This is a genomic window from Streptomyces sp. TP-A0356 (assembly GCF_001417775.1).
Classification (GTDB): domain Bacteria; phylum Actinomycetota; class Actinomycetes; order Streptomycetales; family Streptomycetaceae; genus Streptomyces.
Map to the genome: position 1 here is coordinate 344,718 of NZ_BBZJ01000012.1, position 20,687 is coordinate 365,404.

Annotated in this window: 19 protein-coding genes; 13 read left to right on the forward strand and 6 right to left on the reverse strand. The window is 71.5% G+C overall.

Annotated elements, in window-relative coordinates; all coding sequences use genetic code 11:
* Positions 1–276 precede the first annotated feature (276 nt).
* Positions 277–1,692: a S1 family peptidase gene (locus tag ASC56_RS01575; protein ID WP_199835854.1), complete on the reverse strand. Its 1,416-nt coding sequence runs from the start codon at positions 1,690–1,692 to the stop codon at positions 277–279.
* 791 nt (positions 1,693–2,483) lie between these two features.
* Here ASC56_RS01575 and ASC56_RS01580 point away from each other — a divergent pair.
* The 4 genes from ASC56_RS01580 to ASC56_RS01595 all read left to right on the forward strand — a co-directional run bounded on the left by ASC56_RS01580 (position 2,484) and on the right by ASC56_RS01595 (position 8,707).
* Positions 2,484–2,699 (forward strand): hypothetical protein, encoded by a 216-nt coding sequence (locus ASC56_RS01580; RefSeq protein WP_055489276.1) that lies wholly within the window; start codon positions 2,484–2,486, stop codon positions 2,697–2,699.
* A gap of 152 nt (positions 2,700–2,851) precedes the next feature.
* Entirely contained in the window at positions 2,852–3,658 is an 807-nt protein-coding gene (locus ASC56_RS01585) for an HlyD family efflux transporter periplasmic adaptor subunit (RefSeq protein ID WP_055489277.1), read from the forward strand.
* Positions 3,655–5,889, forward strand: a complete 2,235-nt coding sequence (locus tag ASC56_RS01590; protein ID WP_055489278.1) for an NHLP family bacteriocin export ABC transporter peptidase/permease/ATPase subunit — start codon at positions 3,655–3,657, stop codon at positions 5,887–5,889. Before ASC56_RS01585 ends, ASC56_RS01590 begins: the two co-directional genes overlap by 4 nt.
* A gap of 1 nt (position 5,890) precedes the next feature.
* Positions 5,891–8,707, forward strand: coding sequence for an NHLP bacteriocin export ABC transporter permease/ATPase subunit (locus ASC56_RS01595; protein WP_055489279.1), 2,817 nt, complete (start codon positions 5,891–5,893; stop codon positions 8,705–8,707).
* A 4-nt stretch (positions 8,708–8,711) separates the two neighbouring features.
* On the opposite strand, the gene ASC56_RS01600 is transcribed toward ASC56_RS01595, so the two are convergent.
* Entirely contained in the window at positions 8,712–9,242 is a 531-nt protein-coding gene (locus ASC56_RS01600; protein WP_055489280.1) for an SRPBCC family protein, read from the reverse strand.
* A gap of 228 nt (positions 9,243–9,470) precedes the next feature.
* Here ASC56_RS01600 and ASC56_RS01605 point away from each other — a divergent pair, with 228 nt between their 5' ends.
* Positions 9,471–10,970: an MFS transporter gene (locus ASC56_RS01605; protein WP_055489281.1), complete on the forward strand. Its 1,500-nt coding sequence runs from the start codon at positions 9,471–9,473 to the stop codon at positions 10,968–10,970.
* On the opposite strand, the gene ASC56_RS01610 is transcribed toward ASC56_RS01605, so the two are convergent.
* Complete coding sequence (locus ASC56_RS01610; protein ID WP_055489282.1) at positions 10,971–12,572, reverse strand: bifunctional phosphatase PAP2/diacylglycerol kinase family protein; 1,602 nt, start codon at positions 12,570–12,572, stop codon at positions 10,971–10,973.
* Between the two features lie 215 nt (positions 12,573–12,787).
* Here ASC56_RS01610 and ASC56_RS01615 point away from each other — a divergent pair, with 215 nt between their 5' ends.
* Positions 12,788–13,693 (forward strand): hypothetical protein, encoded by a 906-nt coding sequence (locus ASC56_RS01615; protein WP_055489283.1) that lies wholly within the window; start codon positions 12,788–12,790, stop codon positions 13,691–13,693.
* 56 nt (positions 13,694–13,749) lie between these two features.
* Here the strand turns inward: ASC56_RS01615 and ASC56_RS01620 are convergent, their stop codons facing one another.
* On the reverse strand, positions 13,750–14,232 hold the full coding sequence (locus ASC56_RS01620; RefSeq protein WP_055489284.1) for a VOC family protein: 483 nt from the start codon (positions 14,230–14,232) through the stop codon (positions 13,750–13,752).
* A 123-nt stretch (positions 14,233–14,355) separates the two neighbouring features.
* On the opposite strand from ASC56_RS01620, the gene ASC56_RS01625 reads away from it, so the two are divergent.
* The 3 genes from ASC56_RS01625 (at position 14,356) to ASC56_RS01635 (ending at position 16,924) form a co-directional block, all read left to right on the forward strand.
* A complete protein-coding gene (locus tag ASC56_RS01625) occupies positions 14,356–15,555 on the forward strand; it encodes an epoxide hydrolase family protein (RefSeq protein ID WP_055489285.1) in 1,200 nt (399 codons plus the stop codon).
* A 126-nt stretch (positions 15,556–15,681) separates the two neighbouring features.
* Positions 15,682–16,320, forward strand: a complete 639-nt coding sequence (locus tag ASC56_RS01630; protein ID WP_055489286.1) for an ATP-dependent Clp protease proteolytic subunit — start codon at positions 15,682–15,684, stop codon at positions 16,318–16,320.
* Position 16,321: 1 nt separating this feature from the next.
* Entirely contained in the window at positions 16,322–16,924 is a 603-nt protein-coding gene (locus ASC56_RS01635; protein WP_055489287.1) for a ClpP family protease, read from the forward strand.
* A 36-nt stretch (positions 16,925–16,960) separates the two neighbouring features.
* Here the strand turns inward: ASC56_RS01635 and ASC56_RS01640 are convergent, their stop codons facing one another.
* Entirely contained in the window at positions 16,961–17,392 is a 432-nt protein-coding gene (locus ASC56_RS01640; RefSeq protein ID WP_055489288.1) for a helix-turn-helix domain-containing protein, read from the reverse strand.
* A 218-nt stretch (positions 17,393–17,610) separates the two neighbouring features.
* On the opposite strand from ASC56_RS01640, the gene ASC56_RS01645 reads away from it, so the two are divergent.
* Positions 17,611–18,498, forward strand: a complete 888-nt coding sequence (locus ASC56_RS01645) for an RNA polymerase sigma factor SigF (RefSeq protein WP_055489289.1) — start codon at positions 17,611–17,613, stop codon at positions 18,496–18,498.
* Between the two features lie 278 nt (positions 18,499–18,776).
* Here ASC56_RS01645 and ASC56_RS01650 read toward each other — a convergent pair whose 3' ends face one another.
* The gene (locus ASC56_RS01650) at positions 18,777–19,229 is read right to left on the reverse strand and encodes an ATP-binding protein (protein ID WP_055489290.1); all 453 of its coding nucleotides are present in this window, start codon (positions 19,227–19,229) and stop codon (positions 18,777–18,779) included.
* Positions 19,230–19,468: 239 nt separating this feature from the next.
* On the opposite strand from ASC56_RS01650, the gene ASC56_RS41050 reads away from it, so the two are divergent.
* From ASC56_RS41050 to ASC56_RS01660, 3 genes are read left to right on the forward strand one after another with little or no spacing between them, the layout of a single operon-like run.
* Positions 19,469–19,615, forward strand: coding sequence for a hypothetical protein (locus ASC56_RS41050; RefSeq protein ID WP_199835856.1), 147 nt, complete (start codon positions 19,469–19,471; stop codon positions 19,613–19,615).
* The gene (locus tag ASC56_RS01655) at positions 19,612–20,220 is read left to right on the forward strand and encodes a PRC-barrel domain-containing protein (RefSeq protein WP_055489291.1); all 609 of its coding nucleotides are present in this window, start codon (positions 19,612–19,614) and stop codon (positions 20,218–20,220) included. The genes ASC56_RS41050 and ASC56_RS01655 overlap by 4 nt, the downstream gene beginning before the upstream one ends.
* Complete coding sequence (locus tag ASC56_RS01660; protein ID WP_055489292.1) at positions 20,217–20,636, forward strand: PRC-barrel domain-containing protein; 420 nt, start codon at positions 20,217–20,219, stop codon at positions 20,634–20,636. Before ASC56_RS01655 ends, ASC56_RS01660 begins: the two co-directional genes overlap by 4 nt.
* Positions 20,637–20,687 lie beyond the last annotated feature (51 nt).

Here is a 20,687-nt window from a genome sequence, read left to right on the forward strand (position 1 = left end):
GTGAGGTGCCGGCGCAGACGCGCCGATGCGCGGCAATGGCTCCGAACACGGCCTGGGCGCCCCCGGCGAGGGGCGCCCGCCCGGATGAGGAGGACCGAGCGGAGACGGTGAGCGGCTGAACCGCCGTGGCGTTGCTCCCATCGCGGAAGCCATCGGCCCGCGAGCTGATCCGACTCCCATTCTGTTCGGAGCTCCAAGGAAGCCGGGACGGTCCGGCCCTCCCGCCGGAGGGCCGGACCGATCCACTGCCCGGGGTGGAACCGCTGGGCCTCCCGGTCAGTGGCTCGTCACTCCGGAGCCGTCGGCCGCGCCGGCGCCGGCCGACTGACCGGACGGGCTGCCGACGCTCCCGGCGTTGCCCGCGCTGCCGGACGGGTTGACCGCGCCACCGCCTGCCTGGCCACCGGGGCTCGCCGTCTGGTTGCCGACGCCGTTTTGCCCGCCGGGGCTCGCGGTGTCACTCGGGCTCGCGGTGACACCGGGGCTGGCGCTCTGGTTGCCGGTCCCTGCCGCGCCACCGGCACCCGCCGCGCCACCCGCACCCGCCGCGCCACCCGCACCGAGCGTCGCGCCGGTCGCCTGGAGCGCCTTGGTCACCGGCTGGAAGAAGGTCTCGCCGCCCGCGGTGCAGTCACCGCTGCCGCCGGACGTCAGGCCGACCGCGCTGCCGTCCTGGGTGAACAGGGAGCCGCCGCTGTCTCCGGCCTCGGCACAGACGTTCGTCTGGATGAGGCCGTTGACGGTGTCGACGCCGCCCGGGACGGTCTCGCTCTGGAAGTTGACGGTGGCGTCGAGGCCGGTGACGCTTCCGTTGTGCAGACCGGTCGTGCTGCCCATCCGGAAGACCTGCTGGCCCACCACCGCGTCCGCGGCCTGGGCGATCTGGACCGTCTGGCCGTTGCCGACGTTGACCTCGCTCTTGGTCTGGGTGCTGGTGTCGTTGTACTTGACGAGCGAGAAGTCGCTGCCGGGGAAGGTGGCCTGGTCGACCGTGGCGATGGGCTGGCCGTTCTGGGAGTCGGACCACTGCTTCGCCGCGACTCCGCAGTGACCCGCCGTCAGGAAGGCGGGGGTGCCGTCGCTCGCGGTCACGTTGAAGCCGAGGGAGCAGCGGACGCCGCCGCCGTTCGCCTGGGCGAAGATGGCGTCGCCGCCCGATACGAAGGTCTTGAACGTGCCCGCGGACTTCTTGAGGGTCGCCACGCCCGAGCCGAGGCCCTTGACCGTCGACTCCAGCGCGTTCCACTTGGTGCCGGTGACGGTGCTGTCGGCGGTGACCCGGATCTCATTGGTCCTGGGATCGACGGACCACGCGGTGCCGCCGATCGTCGCCTTGTTCCGCAGCGTCCGCGCGGCGGCCTGAAGCGTGGCGGTGCTGTTCTGCACCTGGTTGGGGACCGCGCCCGCCTTTCTGATGGCGTTGACGACGTTGCCGTCGTTGCCCACCACGTTGACGACGACCTGCTGCTTGTCGGCGTTGTAGTACGTGCCCACGAAGGCACTGCCCAACTGGGACGCGAGCTGCGAGGCGAGGGGCGACACGTCGGTCGCCTTGAACGTCTTCGGGGTGCCGTCGGACGAACCCGTCTGGGACGCGTTGGCGTTGGGCAGCAGAAGGGCCGCAGCTCCGAGCGCCGCCACGCTTCCCGCCGCGATCGCGGCCTTGCGCTTGGGTATGCGTTTGTGACTCAACTCTTGACCTCCTGGGGACGGGGTCCGTTGCCGCCGTCCGGCAGCTGACTGGGGCGCCTGGATGCCTGTTGATACGCACGCGTCATGTGGGGTGTTCAACGGCGTCGACAACTGGCCGAGTTGGCAATGCGAAAGCGTGAAATAGGTGGCAAACGCGTCTGCGGTGGCGTGATCACGGGCAGGAGTCACGTATGACGCCGACCCCCGCCGAAGCCGACCGCGTCCTCGCCGAGTACTTGGCCCCCTGGGCGCAGGTCGCGGCGCGGGCGAGCACGGTGTACACGTGCCGGGCCAGCACCCGTCCACCGGGGAGACCTTCCGGGCCCGTACGAGCACGATCCGCCATCGGTCGGTGACCGACGGTTCCGGGCGCTGAGCGGAATCCCGGCTTCAGGGAATCTGCACATCGAATGCGCAAGCAGGTCACCGCGCGCGACGGATCTGCACAGTCGTACGCCGGGGGCCGCGTCATTGGACCGGGAGTGTCCCATTCGACATCGGGACGGCAAGGGACCATGCGCGCCGATGCCGCGCAGCATGTGAAGAAGTCGCCACCAAGACGTGCGCACGCCTGCACGGATCGCCGCCTCGTAGCAACAATTGCCCTGGTGAGAGCATTGGTTGAGTGGAATCGCCGCGCGTCGGCGTGCTTTGATCCGTTGCACCGCGGGGCCGCTCCAAGGGATCCCGGAAACGGGCGCCCGGCCCTCGCGGACCGCGGCCGACCGTCTGTCCCCAGAGGGGGGCCGCTCTCCCCCTTGTGAAATTTCCATACGAAGGGAAGTTCCATCATGAACTCCACCCCCCAGGTTGAGACCGCCGAGATCTCGGACGCCGAGCTCGACGCCGTGTCCGGCGGCCTGCAGGTGAACGCCCTGGGCACCGCCACCGGCCTGGTGGACGGCATCGCCCCGGTTTCCGGTCTGGTCGAGACGGCCGTCGGCACCGTCGAGGGTGTCACCGGCCTGCGCACCGCCCCGGTCACGAACCTGGTCGCCGGTCTCTGACCGCACCTCCGTGCCGCTGAGTCCCGGAACCGTCTCCCGGTTCCGGGACTCTCGGATGCCGTGAAACGTGCGGCTCGCCGCCGCGTCGCACGCCGTAGTTCACCCGGCTCGTCCGAGCCGGCCCTCTGTCACCCGCAGGTGAGGGAAGTTCCGTGCAGTTCCGCCAACAGGCCCTCGCCAAGCTGCAGTCGCCCGAGGAGCTCGACCTCCCGGTGCGTTTCGCCCGTCCCCAGGGCTGGCTCGTGCTCACCGTGACGGTGGCCGCCATGGCCGCCGCGTCTGTATGGGCCGTCACCGGGTCGGTGGCCTCCACGGTCAGCGCGCCCGCCATCCTCACGCACGGGGAGGGCAGTTACATCCTGCAGAGCCCGGTGGCCGGGCAGGTCACCGCCATCCTTGCCAAGGAGGGCGATCGGCTGCCCGCGGACTCGCCCGTTCTCAAGGTGCGGACGGGCCGGGGCGACTCGGTGGTCCGCACGGTCGCCGCGGGCCGTGTCACCGCGCTCGCCGCCACCATCGGTCAGATCATCCAGACCGGGGCCAACGTCGCCGCGGTGGAGAAGGTCGCCCACGCTTCCGACCCGCTGTACGCGACGGTGTACGTCCCCGCCGAGAACGCCGCCTCCGTTCCCGCGAACGCATCCGTCGACCTCACCGTCCAGTCGGTGCCCACCCAGGAGTACGGGGTGTTGCGCGGCCGGGTGACGTCCGTGGACCGCACGGCCCAGTCGCCGCAGCAGATCGCCGCCTTCCTCGGGGACAGCCAGCTGGGCGAGCAGTTCACCAAGAAGGGCCGGCCGGTCGCCGTGCTGGTGAAGCTCGACACGTCGTCCGGCACGAAGAGCGGCTACCGCTGGTCGACCGCTGACGGTCCGCCGTTCACCCTCACCTCCATGACCCTGGCCACGGGTTCGATCCGTCTGGCCGATCAGCGTCCCATCGATTGGCTGCTGCCGTGACCGCTCCCCAGGACACCCTGCCTCCGGTACGGGGCAGACGCCGTGCCGCGCCACCGAAACGCACCGTGCCCAAGGGCAGGCGGAAGAACGTCCGCACCCCCACGGTGCTGCAGATGGAGGCCGTGGAGTGCGGTGCCGCCTCCCTCGCCATGGTGCTCGGCCACTACGGTCGGCACATCCCACTCGAAGAGCTGCGCATCGCCTGCGGTGTCTCCCGCGACGGCTCGCGCGCCAGCAACCTCCTCAAGGCGGCCCGCAGTTACGGTCTGACGGCCAAGGGCATGCAGATGGACACGGCCGCCCTCGCCGAGGTGAAGGCGCCCGCGATCCTGTTCTGGGAGTTCAACCACTACGTCGTCTACGACGGGATGGGCCGCCGCTTCGGCCGCCGCGGCGTGTACGTCAACGACCCCGGCAAGGGCCGCCGCTTCGTCCCGATGGAGGACTTCGACACCAGCTTCACCGGGGTCGTCCTGGTGATGGAGCCGGGTGAGGGCTTCACCCGGGGCGGCCGCAGGCCGGGCGTCCTGGGCGCCATGCCGGCCCGGCTGCGCGGCACGTCGGGCACGATGCCCGCCGCCGTTCTGGCGAGCCTCCTGCTGGTTGCGGTCGGTGCCGCGCTGCCCGCGCTGAGCCGGACCTACATCGACATGTTCCTGATCGGCGGGCAGACCTCCCTGCTGGGTGTGCTGTTCACGTCGATGGCCGCCTGTGTGCTGCTCACCGTCGTGCTGACCTGGCTGCAGCAGGCGAACCTGCTGCGCGGCCGGATCATCTCCTCGACGCTCTCCAGCGCCCGCTTCCTGCGGCATCTGCTGCGGCTGCCGGTGACGTTCTTCGCCCAGCGCAGCCCGGCCGACCTGGTGCAGCGGCTGCAGTCCAACGACGCGGTCGCCGAGACCCTGGCCCGCGACCTCGCCGCGGCGGGCGTCGACGCGGTCGTCGTCGTGCTGTACGCGGTGCTGCTGTACACGTACGACCCGCAGCTCACGTTCGTCGGCATCGGCGTCGCGCTGCTGAACGTGGTGGCGATGCGGGTCGTCGTACGGCTGCGGGCGACCCGCACCGCGAAGCTGCGCGCGGACAACGCGCGCCTCACCAACACTGCCTACACCGGTCTGCAGTTGATCGAGACGATGAAGGCGACCGGCGGCGAGGACGGCTACTTCCGCAAGTGGGCGGGGCAGCACGCCACCACGCTGGAGGAGCAGCAACGGCTCGGCGTGCCGAGCGCCTGGCTGGGCGTGGTCGCGCCGACGCTCGCCACGCTCAACAGCGCGCTGATCCTGTGGATCGGCGGTCTGCGGGCGGTCGAGGGCCACATCTCGGTGGGTCTACTGGTCGCCTTCCAGGCGCTGGTGACCCGCTTCACCGCGCCGATCACCCGGCTCAACGGCGTCGCGGGCCGCATCCAGGACTTCGCGGCGGACGTGGCCCGCCTCAAGGACGTGGAGAACTTCCAGGCCGACCCGCTCTACGGCCGCTCCGGCGGCGCGGAGTCGACCCGCCGGCTGCACGGCCATGTGGAGCTGGAGAACATCACGTTCGGCTACAGCCCGCTCGACAAGCCGCTGCTGAGCGGCTTCAGCCTGACGGTCGGACCGGGCCAGCAGGTGGCGCTGGTCGGCGGCTCCGGCAGCGGCAAGTCCACGGTCTCCCGGCTGATCTCGGGTCTGTACGCCCCCTGGGAGGGCGTGATCCGCATCGACGGGCAGCGCCTGGAGGACATTCCGCGCGGTGCGCTGGCCGCCTCCGTCTCCTTCGTCGACCAGGACGTCTTCCTCTTCGAGGGCACGGTCCGCGACAACGTGGCGCTGTGGGACCCCTCGATCCCGGACGACGCGGTGATCGCGGCGCTCCGGGACGCGGCCCTGTACGACGTCGTGACGCGGCGTCCGGGCGGCATCCGCAGCCGGGTCGAGCAGGACGGACGGAACTTCTCCGGCGGGCAACGCCAACGCCTGGAGATCGCACGGGCGTTGGTGCGCGATCCCAGCATCCTGGTCCTCGACGAGGTGACCAGCGCCCTGGACGCGGAGACCGAGCAGACCGTGATCGACAACCTGCGCAAGCGCGGCTGCGCGTGCGTGGTGATCGCGCACCGGCTGAGCACCGTGCGCGACAGCGACGAGATCGTCGTGCTCCAGCACGGCACGATCGTGGAACGCGGGCGGCACGACGCCCTGGTGGCGGCCGGCGGGGCGTACGCCGAGCTGGTCAGGGAGCGGTGAGATGACGACGGTGCACGAGGGCGACCTCGTCCTCAACGCCCTGGGCCAGATGGGCACCCCGGTCGACTGCTCGGGCCTGAGCCGGCTGGACCTGGAGGGCCCGCAGGTGCTGTGGCTGGTCGCCTCCGGCGCGCTGGACCTGTTCGCGGTGGACGCCTCCGTGCAGGGCCACTGGCACCACCTCGGCCGACTCGAGGCGGGCTCCCTGCTGCTCGGCCCGGTCGCCGGCCCCCAGCACACGCTGGTGGCCCGGCCGGTACGCGACTGCCTGGTGCGCCGCATCCAGCTGCGCGAGCTGTACCAGCCCGTCGACACGCAGACCTGGTCGTACGACGAGTACGGCAATCCGCAGTACGTGCCGCCGCAGACGAGCCCGCTGGAGTACGCGCTCGCCCTGGGCGTCGGCCGGGGCCTGTCGATCCTCTTCCAGGCACCGATGGCCACAGAACGGGCCGCCGACATCACCGACGACGACGTGTTCTGGATGCAGGTGCCGCCGGGCAGCGTCCAGTACGGCTCGATGTACGGCGCCGAGGCCGCGGCCGATCTGCTGATGGACCCGGCCGTCTGGCAGGGCATGGTGGACCAGCAGTACCGGCTCCTGGCAGTCCTGGACCGGTGGATCGAGCAGTTGGAGCGCAGCCACGAGACCCGTACGGCGGCGGGTATCAGGGCGGGCGAGGCGGTCCGCGCCCAGGCCGACCGCACGCTGCTCGCCTCGATCGGCAAGTCGTCCGCGCAGCGCACGACGGCCGCCGACGCCGACGCCACGTACGCGGCGTGCAGGCTGGTGGCGCGCGCCGCCGGGATCGCGCTCGCCGAGCCCGCGCAGAGCGGCACCGAGAACGACCGGCTCGACCCGGTCGAGCGCATCGCGATCGCCTCCCGCGTCCGCACGCGGGCCGTACGGCTCGACGGGCGCTGGTGGCATGACGACGTCGGCCCGCTGGTGGGCCACCGGGCCCTGTCGGGCGCGCCGGTCGCGCTGCTGTGGCGGCGCGGCGGCTATGTGGCGGTGCAGCCGTCGTCGGGGCGCGAGACGCCGATCGAGAAGGCGAACTCGGCCGAGTTCGAACCGCGGGCCGTGATGTTCTACCGTCCGCTGCCCGATCAGCGGCTCAGCCCGCTCAGCCTGCTGCGGTTCAGCATGCGCGGCACGGGCGGCGATCTGCTGGGGCTGCTGCTCAGCGGTCTGGTGACCGTCGCCATCGGCGCTCTGGTGCCCATCGCCACCGGAAAGGTACTCGGCGAGTACGTGCCGAGGGCGCAGGAGGGGCTGATCGTCCAGGTCTGCCTCGCGCTCATGGTCACCAGCGTGGTGGCGGCGGCGTTCATGCTGCTGGAGAACCTGACCATCCTGCGCCTGGAGGGACGGATCGAGGCGACCCTCCAGCCGGCGGTCTGGGACCGTCTGCTGAGGCTGCCGACGAAGTTCTTCGCCGAACGCTCCACCGGTGAGCTGGCCAGCGCGGCGATGGGCATCAGCGCCATCCGTCGGCTGCTGGCCGGTGTCGGTCCGGTGGTCGCCCAGTCGGTGACGGTGGGTGCGATGAACCTGGGACTGCTGCTCTGGTACAACGTGCCCATGGCGCTGGCCGCGATCGGCATGCTCGTCGTCATCGCCGCCGTCTTCCTGGGGCTGGGGCTGTGGCAGGTGCGGTGGCAGCGGCGGCTGGTCCAGCTCAGCAACAAGCTGAACAACCAGGCGTTCCAGACGCTGCGTGGTCTGCCCAAGCTGCGGGTCGCGGCGGCCGAGAACTACGCGTACGCCGCCTGGGCGCGCGAGTTCGCGCGCAGCCGCGAGCTGCAGCAGAGGGTCGGCCGGATCAAGAACCTCACGACGGTGCTGGGCGCCGTCTATCTTCCGCTGTGCTCACTGGTGCTGTTCATGCTTCTCGCGGGTCCGGCGAAGGGCTCGCTGTCAGCCGCCGACTTCCTCACCTTCAACACGTCGGTGACCATGCTGCTGACCTCGGTCACCCAGCTGACCGGCGCGTTCGTCTCGGCGGTGGCGGCGCTGCCGCTGTTCGAGGAGATCAGGCCGGTGCTGGACGCGGCGCCCGAGGTGCGCACGGCGAGCACCCGCCCCGGTGTCCTGTCCGGCGCCATCGAGGCGCGCAGGGTCTCGTTCCGGTACGCCGACGACGGTCCCCTGGTGCTCGACGACGTGTCCTTCGAGGTGAAGGCGGGCGAGTTCGTGGCCATCGTGGGTCCGAGCGGCTGTGGCAAGTCCACCCTGCTGCGTCTGCTGATCGGCTTCGACAAGCCGGTCTCGGGCAGTGTCCTGTACGACGGCCAGGATCTCGGGGCGCTCGACCAGTCGGCGGTACGCCGTCAGTGCGGGGTGGTGCTCCAGCACGCGCAGCCGTTCAACGGTTCGATCCTGGACGTCATCTGCGGCACCGAGCCGTACACGCCGGAGGAGGCGATGGCGGCGGCCGAGATGGCGGGCCTCGCCGAGGACATCAAGCGGATGCCGATGGGTCTGCACACCATCGTCCAGGGCAGCGGCGCGATCTCCGGCGGACAGCGCCAGCGGCTGATGATCGCTCAGGCACTGATCCGCCGGCCGCGCATCCTGTTCTTCGACGAGGCGACCAGTGCGCTGGACAACGAGACCCAGCGCCGGGTGATCGAGAGCACCCGCGCCCTGAACGCCACCCGGATCGTGATCGCCCACCGTCTGTCCACGGTGCTGGACGCGGACCGCGTCATCGTGATGGAGGACGGCAGGGTCGCCCAGCAGGGCCCGCCCGCGCAGCTCCTCGCGGACACGAACGGGCGCCTGCACGAGCTGGTGCGCCGTCAGATGGCGTGAGCCGTCAGGCACCTGCGCCGGGGATGGGCGCGCCCGAGGGGACTCCGGCCGCGACGTAGCCCTCGTAGTACTCCTTCCAGGGGGCGTTGGCCCCGGCGTGCGGGCCCTCGAAGCGTTCGCCGCGGGCCTTGGCGTCCAGGGCCCGGAGGCACACCTCCCAGCCGGCGCTGTTGCGGGCGGCGGTGTTCTGCTCAGCCAGGACGTTGGTGAGTGTGAAGCGGGTGCTCTTGTCGTCCAGCTCCTCCAGGTCGAAGCGCACCTCGTCGCCACCCCACTCGAAGGACAGGTGCCGAGGCGGGTCGACGGCGATGACCGTGCCGGTCGACTCGGGCATGTTCGGGTCGCCGCTGAACCTGACGGTGCCGCCGGGGCGCAGGTCGAACTCGGCGCGGGACGGGAACCACTGCGCGAGCTCGTCGGGGTCGGTGACGAACCGCCAGACGCGGTCGATCGGGAGGTCGTACACGCGGCTGAAGCGGACGGCGCGACGGCCGTCGTCAAGGGTGAGGTACATGCCGGTGAGGTCGGCGGCCATGGCGGATCAGTCCTTCGCGGAGGGTTCTTCGGGGTCGTCCGATGCCTCGACGATCTCACCGACGGGCCGCGGCCGCTCCAGGAACAGCGCGACGACGGCTCGCCGGCCCCCTGGCAACTCCTCTATCGAAACGTTGCCGTTTCGCGGAAACCCGCCTATGCTACAACGGTACGAAACAGTTTCGTTTACAGCTCGCAACCCGACGACTCTCCCGGGAGTGGTTCTCAGATGTCCCAGACGGTGAAGGACGGCACCCTCTCCGGCGCCGTGGACGCACCGCCGACGGCTTCGCCGAAGCGGTGGTGGATCCTCGCGGTCATCGCGATCGCGCAGCTGATGGTGGTGCTGGACGCCACCATCGTGAACATCGCCCTGCCGTCCGCCCAGGCGGACCTGGGCTTCTCCGACGCGGGCCGGCAGTGGATCGTGACCGCGTACGCGCTGGCGTTCGCCTCCCTGCTGCTGCTCGGCGGACGGCTCGCGGATCTGTTCGGGCGCAAGCCCGCCTTCCTCGTCGGCGTCGTCGGATTCGCGGCGGCCTCGGCCCTCGGCGGTGCCGCGACCGGCTTCGGGATGCTGGTCACCGCCCGCGCCCTGCAGGGCGTCTTCGGCGCACTGCTCGCACCGGCCGCGCTGTCGCTGCTGAACACGACGTTCACCGACGCCCGTGAGCGGGCAAGGGCCTTCAGCGTGTACGGCGCGATCGCGGGCGCCGGTGGCGCGGTCGGCCTGCTGCTCGGCGGTCTGCTCACCGACGCGCTCGACTGGCGCTGGACGCTGTACGTCAACGTCGCCATCGCCGTCGTCGCCTTCGCGGGCGGCTGGACGCTGCTCGGCAACCACCGCGACGCCGCGGGCGCCAAGCTGGACGTGCCGGGCACGGTCCTGGTGGCAGGCGGTCTCTTCTCGCTCGTCTACGGCTTCTCCAACGCGGATGCGCACCACTGGGGTTCGCCGCTGACCTGGGGCTTCCTGCTCGCGGGCGGCGTGCTGCTCGCTGCCTTCGCCTGGTGGCAGACCCGGGCCGCGCACCCGCTGCTGCCCCTGCGTGTCCTGCTCGACCGGAACCGCGCGGCCTCCTACCTCGCGGTGCTGATCACCGGCGCCGGCATGTTCGGCGTGTTCCTCTTCCTCACCTACTACCTGCAACTGAACCTCGGATTCAGCCCGACGAAGACCGGTGTGGCGTTCCTGCCGATGGTCGGGGCGCTGATGATGACGGCGCAGCTGGGCACTACGGTGCTGCTGCCGCGGATCGGTCCGAAGGCCGTCATCCCGCTGGGCTTCGCCGTCGCGACGGCCGGCATGGCCTGGCTGACCGGTATCGGTCTCGGCTCGCACTACGCGAGCGCGGTGCTGCCGCAGCTGGTCGTGATCGGCGTGGGCCTCGGCCTGGTGATGCCGTCGGCCATGCAGCTCGCCACCGGCGCGGTGGCGGCGGAGGACGCGGGTGTCGCCTCGGCGACGGTCAACGCGATGCAGCAGGTGGGCGGTTCGATCGGTACGGCGCTGCTGAACACGCTGGCGGCCGGTGCCGCCACGGACTACCTCGCCGGGAAGAACCCGGCCGACAAGCTGGTCCGGACGCAGGCGACCATCGAGAGCTACACCACCGCGTTCTGGTGGTCGGCGGGTCTGTTCGCCGTGGGCGCGGTCATCGCGTTCCTGCTCTACCGCCGCGGTACACAGCAGCCCGACCCCGAGGGCGCCCGGGTCGTCCACATGTGATCAGTTCTCCGAGTCCGAGGGGCCGCCGTCCGCAGGGAGAGGGCGGCCCCTCTCCCTGCCGCGGTGGCGGGCCGCCGCCGCGGCGAGCCGTGCCTGCTGGGCGATCTCGTTGCCCTGGACGACCGGCCGGTAGACGACGAGTGCGCGGTGCCGCTTCTCCAGCAGCAACGCGTCGGTGGCGGGAGCGACTTCACCGTCGTACGCGAAGGTGTCCGTGCCCCTGAGGCCCTCGGCCCGCACCCAGGACACCCGCTCGGCGTGGTAGACCCGGGAGCGGCCGAGGGCACCCGCGAGCGCCGCGACGACCACCCGGGTACGGGCCAGGCGGTGGTCGCCGTCGACCATGCGCAGCTCGAGCAGCCCGTCGTCGAGGCGCGGCCGGAAGGCGGGCGCGAATCCATCGGGGACATAGCGGCAGTTTCCGGCGAACAGCAGCCACAGCCGGCGCGGACGGCCGTTGAGGCTCAGTTCGACGGGGGTCGCGGTGCGCAACACCCGGATGAGCGCCACGGCCGCGGCCGGCCACTTGCCCCAGCGCCGCTCCAGTCGTTCACGGAGTTGGACCAGGTCGGGGTAGAGGCCGATGCTGAAGGTGTTCAGGAACTCGATGGGATCGGCGCGGGGGCCCCGGCCCGTCATGGGTGCGGCGACCGCGATGTCCACGGCGACCGCCTCGCCGCGGACGACGGCGTCCGCGGTGTCCTCGAAGTGCGGCACGCCGACGTCGAGGGCGAAGTGGTTGAGGGTGCCGCCCGGGAACACCGCGAGGGCCAACCCGTGGGGAGCCGCCGCCCGGGCCGCCGCGTTGACCGTGCCGTCGCCGCCGTACACGCCGAGTGCGCCGCCGCGTTCGGCCGCGCGGTGCACGGCCCGGTCGAGCAGCGTGGCGAAGTCGTCCTCCGGCCCGCACTCGACGAGTTCCGCCCGGGGCAGGAGTTCGGCGAGAAGGGCGGCGGGCGGCAGCGCGGCGGCCGGGCCCGCCGTTCCGGCGCGGCTGTTGACGAAGACCACCAGCCCCTCACCCTCGGGCAGGGCGGGAGCTTGCGCCGGTGGCCGCTCACGCTCGGGGTTCACCTGGCGCGGCGGCCACGAGCGGCAGGTGAGCAGCGCGGCCCCGGCGCCGATGGCCACCCCGGCCAGGACGTCCCCCGGGTAGTGCACGCCGACGTAGACCCGCGAGAAGGCGACGGCCGCGGCGACCGGGGCGACCAGCGCACCGTATCGGGTCGATTCGAGGGCGACGCCGGTGGCGAAGGCCGCGGCCGATGCGGAGTGGCCGGAGGGGAAGGAGGTCGTGTGGGGCTGGCGGGTGAGACGACGGATCGACGGCACCGGCACGAGGACCGGCCTCGGGCGCCGGGCGGTCCACTTGACGAAGGTGTTCACGGTGAGCGAGGCGAGCACGAGCGAACCGGTCCCGCGCAGGGCGGCGCGCCGGGCGGTGCGGCCGCCGAGCGCGGCGAGGCAGCCGGCCATGCCCAGCCACAACAGGCCGTGGTCGGCCGAGCGGCTCAGCCGGGTGAGCACGCGATCGGCGCCGGGCACATGAGCGGCGGCGACCCGGGTGAACAGCCGCCGGTCCAGTTCGCCGACGAAGCGCATGTTCCACGGCTACCGGAACGGGGCCGTGGAGTCATCCGGGGCGACCCCCACCGGTGACGGGACTGCTCCGGGCGGCGTAGCGCGGGTGCCTCCCGGCGGGCAGGCGGGGCGGGAGGCGGACACCGGCCCCGTCATGGCCGTCGTACGCCTTCCCCCCTGGGCCCGGCCGTGCTTGCCTGGGGAGCCCTTTCGGCGGTCGGGGCGGGAGTTGCGGCATGCGGGAACGGTGGATGGTGGGGATGCTGGTGGCCGGGCTGCTGCTCGGCGCGTGCGGGGACCCGTCGTCCGGGCCCGAGGCCGCGCCACCGATCCCCGAGATGTCCGGTGCCTCGCCGACGGCACGCATACGCGCGGCGGCCACGCCCGGCACCGCACCCGCGAAGGCTCCCACGGTGCTCTACCTGGGCGACTCGATCGCCATGGAGAACCAGAACGTGCTGGGACAGCGGCTGCGGAGCGAGCTGCGGGCGACGTACACGAGTGCCCCGTTCTCGGGCACCACCCTGTGCGACTACCTGGAGGGCAGCACGGGCAGGTCACTCGTGCCGGCCGCGGACAAGGCGGCAGCGCTGGTGCGCGCGACGCACCCGGATTTCGTGGTGCTCCAGTTCTGGGGCAACTCCTGGGGCTACACGCCCTGTATGGACGGGATCACCTACGCCTCGGCGCGAGCCGCGTACTTCGCGCGGTACGCCGCGGACGCGGCGAAGCTGACCGAACAGATCGCCGCGGCGGGCGGCGCCCGACGGCCCCGGATCGTCTGGGTGTTGCAGGGACCGGATCCGATCACCCCCGACCGGGTCCGGCGCGTGGACGAGACGTACGAGAAGCAGGCCCGCGTCTCCGGCGACCTCGTCTCCGACGCGGGCGGGACGGTCAGTCCGGCCTCCGGGCGCTACACCTGGGCGCAGTACCTGCCGTGCACCGCGTACGAGCACGAGCACACGGAGTACTGCACCCAGCCTTCCCGCGACCGCACCGCCCTGCACCGGGACGACGACCACCTGCACTTCTGCCTGGCTCCGACGACCTCGACGCCGAAGCCGTGCCCGGTCCGCTCGCCGGGCATCCTGCGCATCGCCCGCGAGATCTCCCGGACCGTCGCCGCACACCTGGACTGACGACGACATGAGCGTGGACGGGGCCGCTGCTTGTGTGAAGCGGCCCCGCTCCCCCGCTACTCGCCCGCGTACGCCTTCTCCAGGGCGGCGATGTCGAGCTTGCCCATCGAGAGCATCGCCCGCGTGGTGCGAGCCGCCTTCTCGGGGTCCGGGTCACCGATCATGTCGATGAGCCCGTCCGGGATGATCTGCCAGGACACGCCGTACCTGTCCTTGAGCCAGCCGCAGGGGCCGGGCTCGCCGCCGCCCTCGGTGAGCTTGTTCCAGTAGTAGTCGACCTCCTCCTGGCCGTCGCAGTAGATCTGGAAGGAGATCGCCTCGTTGAACGTGTACTGCGGGCCGCCGTTCAACGCGATGAACTTGTGGCCGTTTGCCACGAAGTCGACGGCGATCACGGAGCCGGCGGGACCGGGACCGGCCTCGGTGTAACGGCCGATCCGCCCGATGCTGGAGTTCTTGAACACCGAGACGTAGTAGTGCGCGGCCTCCTCGGCCTGGCCGTCGAACCAGAGACAGGTGGTGAATCCTTCGCTGGCCATGAGTACCTCCTGGAGCAGTGGGAGCGGTCACCTGTGTCGACCGATCCTCGCGCCGAAACTCATCGGTCGCGCACCGGATCGATTCGGACGGCGCTGCCACCGCCTCCAACTAGCATCCCGACCATGACGTCATCGACCACCGAGAGCATCCGGCCCTTCCGTCTCGCGATCCCCCAGCGCGACCTCGACGATCTGCGCGACCGCCTCGACCGCACCCGCTGGCCGGACGAACTGCCCGGAGTGGGGTGGGCGTACGGGGTCCCCCGCGACTATCTGCGGGAGCTCGTGCGGTACTGGCGCCACGACTACGACTGGCGGGCCGCCGAGGCGCGGCTGAATGAGTGGCCGCAGTTCACGACGGAGGTGGACGGGGCGCACATCCACTTCGCCCACATCCGCTCCCCGGAGCCGGACGCCACCCCGCTCATCATCACGCATGGCTGGCCGGGCTCGATCGTGGAGTTCCTCGACGTCGTCGGGCCGCTCACCGACCCGGCCGCCCACGGCGGCGACCCCGCCGACGCGTTCCATGTGGTGGTGCCGGGCATCCCCGGGTTCGGACTGTCCGGGCCCACCCGGGACACCGGCTGGGAGGCGGGCCGGGTCGCCGACGCATGGGCGGAGCTGATGGACCGGCTCGGCTACCGGCGGTTCGGCGCGCAGGGCGGGGACTGGGGAGCGGGGATCTCCCGTGAACTGGGCCGCGCACACCCGGACCGGGTGATCGGCGTCCACCTCAACCTGCTTCCGGGCGCGCAGGCGACCTCCGAACCGACACCCGAGGAGCTGAGCGCGCTGAGCCCCGAGGAGCGGGAGCGCACGCTCGTCTCCTGGCGCCGCTGGGAGGAGTGGCAGCGCGACGGAGCCGGATACGCGATCCTGCAGGCCACCCGGCCACAGACGCTGGCCTACGCCCTCACCGACTCGCCGGTGGGCCAACTCGCCTGGATCGTGGAGAAGTTCAGGGAGTGGACGGACTCGGAGGAGCTGCCCGAGGAGGCCGTCGACCGGGACCGGCTGCTCACCAACGTGATGCTGTACTGGCTGACCGGGACCGCCGGTTCGGCGGCCCGGATCTACTACGAGCGGGCGCATGCCCGGGGCCGGGCCGCCGCCCCGACCGAGCCCTCCACGGCGCCGACCGCCCTCGCCGTCTTCCCGGCGGAACTGCAGGTCCCGCTGCGGCACAAGGCGGAGCGCACCGAGAACATCGTGCGCTGGACGGAGTTCGACCGCGGCGGGCACTTCGCCGCGATGGAGGAGCCCGATCTGCTGGTCGACGACGTCCGGGCCTTCTTCCGGCAGTTGCGCGAGAAGGGCTGAGCCCGGCCTCTGCCCGTGGCGAATCTGCCGCGGGCAGAGAACCCTCGTCCAGGGGACGCCCGAGGTCGACAGTGGAGTCGACGGCATCCGTGCCAGGACTGCATCCGTGCCCGACAAGGAGATCCGATGACTCCACCCACCACGCTCTCGCTCCGCGCGGAGGAGGGCGACACCCCACCCAGCCGCTTCGACGACCACCTCGCCGCCCAGTTGCTGGCCCAGCGCATCGTCCTCCTGGGCACCCAGGTCGACGAGGTGTCGGCGAACCGGGTGTGCGCGCAACTGCTCGTGTTGTCGGCCGAGGACCCGCGCACCGACATCAGCCTGTACGTCAACAGCCCTGGCGGGTCCGTCACCGCGGGGCTCGCCATCTACGACACCATGCGGCTCATCCCCAACGACGTGTCGACGCTGGCGATGGGCTTCGCCGCCAGCATGGGACAGTTCCTGCTCACCGTGGGGACACGCGGCAAGCGGTTCGCCCTGCCGAACGCCCGGATCATGATGCACCAGCCGTCGGCGGGCATCGGCGGCACCACCGCCGACATCGAGATCCAGGCGGAGAACCTGGAGTTCACCAAGAGGACCATCGAGCGGATCACCGCCGAGCACACCGGACAGAGCGAGGAGACCATCGCGCGGGACGGGGACCGGGACCGCTGGTTCACGGCCGAGCAGGCCAGGGAGTACGGGATGGTGGACCGGGTCGTGGAGTCGCTCGCCGACGTCCGCCCGGCCGCCTCGCGCCGGCGGATGGGGCTGTGACATGGGGTCGTACACGGTTCCGTACGTCGTCGAGCGGACCGCGCAGGGCGAGCGGTCCTACGACGTCTTCAGCCGGCTGCTCAACGAACGGATCATCTTCCTCGGCACCGAGATCGACGACGGGGTCGCGAACGTCGTCATCGCGCAACTCCTGCATCTGGAGTCGGCGAACCCGGATCACGAGATCGCGCTCTACATCAACTCGCCCGGGGGTTCGTTCACCTCCCTGATGGCGATCTACGACACGATGACGTTCGTTCAGGCCCCGATCTCCACGTTCTGCGTGGGGCAGGCCGCTTCCACGGCGGCGGTGCTGCTGGCCGGCGGGGACCCCGGGCGGCGGTTCGTGCTCCAGCACGCCCGGGTGCTGCTCGGCCAGCCGGCCAGCGGGGGGCGGCAGGGCACGGTCTCCGACCTGAGCCTCCAGGCCAAGGAGATGGTCCGCATCCGCGCCCAGGTGGAGAACGTCCTCTCCCGGCACACGCACCACGACGTGGCGACCCTGCGCGCGGACATGGACCGGGACAAGGTGTTCACCGCCGAGGAGGCCGTCGCGTACGGGCTGGCCGACGAAGTGCTGAGCCGACGGCTCGCGTTCGTCTGACCCCGGCACGCCGGAAGCCGGACGTCCGCGAGCCGGTCAGGCGGCGAGGCACAGACCGTCGTACTGCGCCGTCGGCGACGGACGGCCCCGGCCCACCCGGGTCCGGGCGCACCGGGACAACTCGTCCTGGGCGAGCGAGAGCAGGTCGCCCAGGCCGAGTCCGAGGGCCTGGGCGGCGGCCGCGAGGACCTCGGAGGAGGCCTCCTTGCGGCCGCGCTCCAGCTCGGACAGGTACGGCATCGAGATCCGGGCCGCCTCCGCGACGTCCTTGAGCGTGCGCTCCTGGGCGAGCCGCTCGCGCCGCAGCACATCCCCGACCAGGTCGCGCCACAGGGGCTCCCTGGGGGCGGGGGCCGGTGGCGTCCGCCCCGGCTGCTGCGGAGTTCGGGGCGCCGCTCCGGCGGACGGCGGCGCGGTCTGCGGACGCAGCGGAATGACGCGGGCCTCGTTCGGCGCATGATTGCTCACCCCTTCAGCCTAGGGACGGAGAACGCGACGGGAAGGGACCGGCGTTCTGCCCTGGGTGAAGCCCGTCGCCTCCGCCGAAGCCCGCGGTCGCCATGTGGCCTGTGCCACGCGATTGTTCCCTTCGGTCCGACATGAGACGCCGACGCCGGGGTATGCGCGCAGACACAACGCCCTGACGACGGCCGAGATGCCGAACAGTGAGTTTCGTGGGAGAGGTAATGGACACCGCCATGAGCTGGTCGACGGTCACTGAGGACACGGTCCGGACCAGGACTGGTGAGGAGGCCCTGCCCACGGTCACGGATCCGCGGACGGTTGCTCCTCGTGACGCGCGGGAACTGTCCCGTCAGTTCTTCCAGCGGCTGAGCACGCTGGAGGAGGGCACGCACGAATACCAGTACGCGCGCAACACGCTGATCGAGATGAACATGTCGCTGGTGAGGTTCGCGGCCGGGCGCTTCCGCAACCGCAGCGACGACATGGAGGACATCGTCCAGGTCGGCATGATCGGCCTCATCAAGGCCATCGACCGGTTCGAGATCTCCCGTGAGGTGGAGTTCACCTCCTTCGCGGTGCCGTACATCGTCGGCGAGATCAAGCGGTTCTTCCGCGATACGACCTGGGCGGTCCATGTGCCGCGCCGTCTGCAGGAGTTGCGGGTGGAGCTGGCGAAGGCGCGCGAGGAGTTGTCCACCCGGCTGGACCGGGAGCCGTCCGTCGCCGAGCTGGCCGCGTTGATGGACCTGCCCGAGGACGAGGTGATCGAGGCGCAGATCGCGGCCAACGGCTACAACTCCTCGTCGTTGGACGCCGCGCTGAGCGGCGACGACCAGGACGGTGAGGCCGTGCTCGCCGACTTCATCGGCGAGGAAGACGACGGCATGCGCCTCGTCGAGGACTTCCACACCCTCGCTCCCCTGGTGGCGGAGCTGAGCGAACGCGATCGGACGATCATCCATCTGCGCTTCGTGGAGGAAGCCACACAGGCCGACATCGGCGAGCGGCTCGGCTGTTCACAGATGCATGTCTCGCGGCTCATCAAGCGCATCATCGAGCGGTTGCGCAGCGGCATGCTGGATGACGCGAACCGGGTCGACGCCACCTGACAGGCGGCTGAGACCGACACCCGACGGCCGGTGGTGTCCGCCCCTGCGACCTGACCGCAGGGGCGGACACCACCGGCCGCTCGGCGTACGCGGACATGGTGAGGGGCATGTGTACACGGATGTACATGGACACACAGGTCGGTTCGGACGTACACGGACACTCGGGTCGGTTCGCCGAGCGCACACGGGCGCGGTCGCACGCCCGCGAGCTGGTGGGCGCACGCGGGCGTGCCCGCATACGCCAGTGGGTGCGCCCCGGCGGCGGGCCGGGGCGGGGCTCAGCGTCCCAGCTTCACCACGGCCGTGACCCGCTTGCCGACCGGGACCAGCTCGGCCGTCACCTGCGCCGCCAGCACATGCACGATCTCCAGCCCGTGCCTGCCCACGCGCCCCGGGTCCTGGGGATAGCGCCGGGGCAATGCGGCACTGCTGTCGTAGACGGCGACGGTCACGGAGGTGTCGGTGCCCTCGAGTTCCAGGATGTACGGGCCGTGGCTGTGCCGCTGCGCGTTGGTGACCAGTTCGCTCACCACCAGGAGCACATCGCCGGCGGCGCGCCCGTCGATGCGGGCACACCACTCGGACCGGAGCTGTTCGATGAACAGCTCGCCGAAGGCCCTGGCCTCGGCGATCGACCCCGGCTCCCCGGTGTAGTGCGCCGCCCGCCGAAGCGGCTCAACGGGCATGTCGAAGTCAGTCTGTATCACCGCTCCGTCCAGGTGCTCCATCATGCGGTCCCTCTTGGAAGCCGGAATTCGTACGGTGCGGCACCCCTGTCGGGAGGAGTACCGCACCACTGCTCGTACCCACAGACGCGTCCGCCAGTCCCCGCACGGTCGGTCCGGCGGGCGGCGCGAGGTGACGCCCGGGGCGGCCGTCCGGGCGAGGCGCATCTTCGCGTGCGTCCGGGGCATTCGCAGGGTACGGCGCCCGGCGACGACCGCCGGGGCCGGGGTACCGGAGGTGGACCGTGAGCTGGTGGGTGTGGCCGGTCCTCGTGGTGGCGGCGGTGGCGCTGCTGTCCGGGCTGCTCCTGTGGGTGCAGGCGCGTCGGCGCGCGGGCACGGTGATCGCCGTCCAGCGGGGCGGCCGGTCCGAGGAGCGGGGCGCGCGATGAACGAGTTGGTGGGGGCGCGGGAACTGTCCGGGCGCCCGGTGGTCACCCTGGGCGGGGACGCGGTCGCCCAGGTGAAAGACACGGTCTTCGACGGCCCGGCCGGTCACGTGACCGGTTTCACCCTGAGCGGGCGGGGTCTGCTCGCGGGACCGCTGCGGAAGAGCCTGCCCTGGACCGCGGTCCATGCGCTGGGCCGGCACGCGGTGATGGTCCGCGGCCACGATGCGCTCGTGGAGCCCTCGGCGGTGGTGGCGCGCAAGGAAGCGGCGAACGGCCGAGTCCTCGGCGCCAGGGTGCTCACGGACGCGGGCACGGAGATCGGTGTCGTACTGGATGTCGTGGTCGAGGGCGGCACCAGCGGGCGGGTGGTGGGCTTCCGGCTCGACGCGCACGCGTCGCTGGTCACGGCGTCGCGCAGGCGTCGGCGCAAGGTGTTCGTGCCGCGCGGCGAGACGCTCGCGGTGTCCGGGCGCGCGCTGGTCGTCCCCGCGGACGCGGTCCGCTTCGTCGCCGACGACCTCGCCGGGTTCGCCGCCCGTGTCGAGGCGTTCCGAACGAGGGGTGGCCCCGCCGCGGACGGGCTTGAGAAGGGACCGCTGCCGTGACGTCGTTCTCCCAGGCCCGTGGGCTGCCGGTGGTGACCCTGGGCGAGGCGCGCGAGATCGGTGTGCTCAGCTCGCTCGCCCTCGACGCCGCGGCCGGACGGATCACCCATGTCCTGGTGGCCGGGCGCGGCCGCGGGAAGACGGCGGTCGCCTGGACCGCCCTGCACGCGGTCGGCCCCGACGCGGTGCTCGTGGAGTCGGACGTGCTGCCCGACCCCGGCCCGCCCGGTCCGCACCACGAGGCGCTGGGGAGCCGGGTGCTGTCCGAGGACGGCGACGACCGCGGCGCGGTCCAGGACATCCTCTTCGACGCGTCCACAGGCCGGATCGAGAAGGTCGTCACCACGCTGGGCGAGGTCCCGGGCGACCGGCTGCTCGGGCTCGGGGACTACGCACTGGTCGTACGGGCCGACTGAACGCGGGCGGCCGGAGGGACGCGGAGACCGGCGGCGGGCCGACCGGGAATC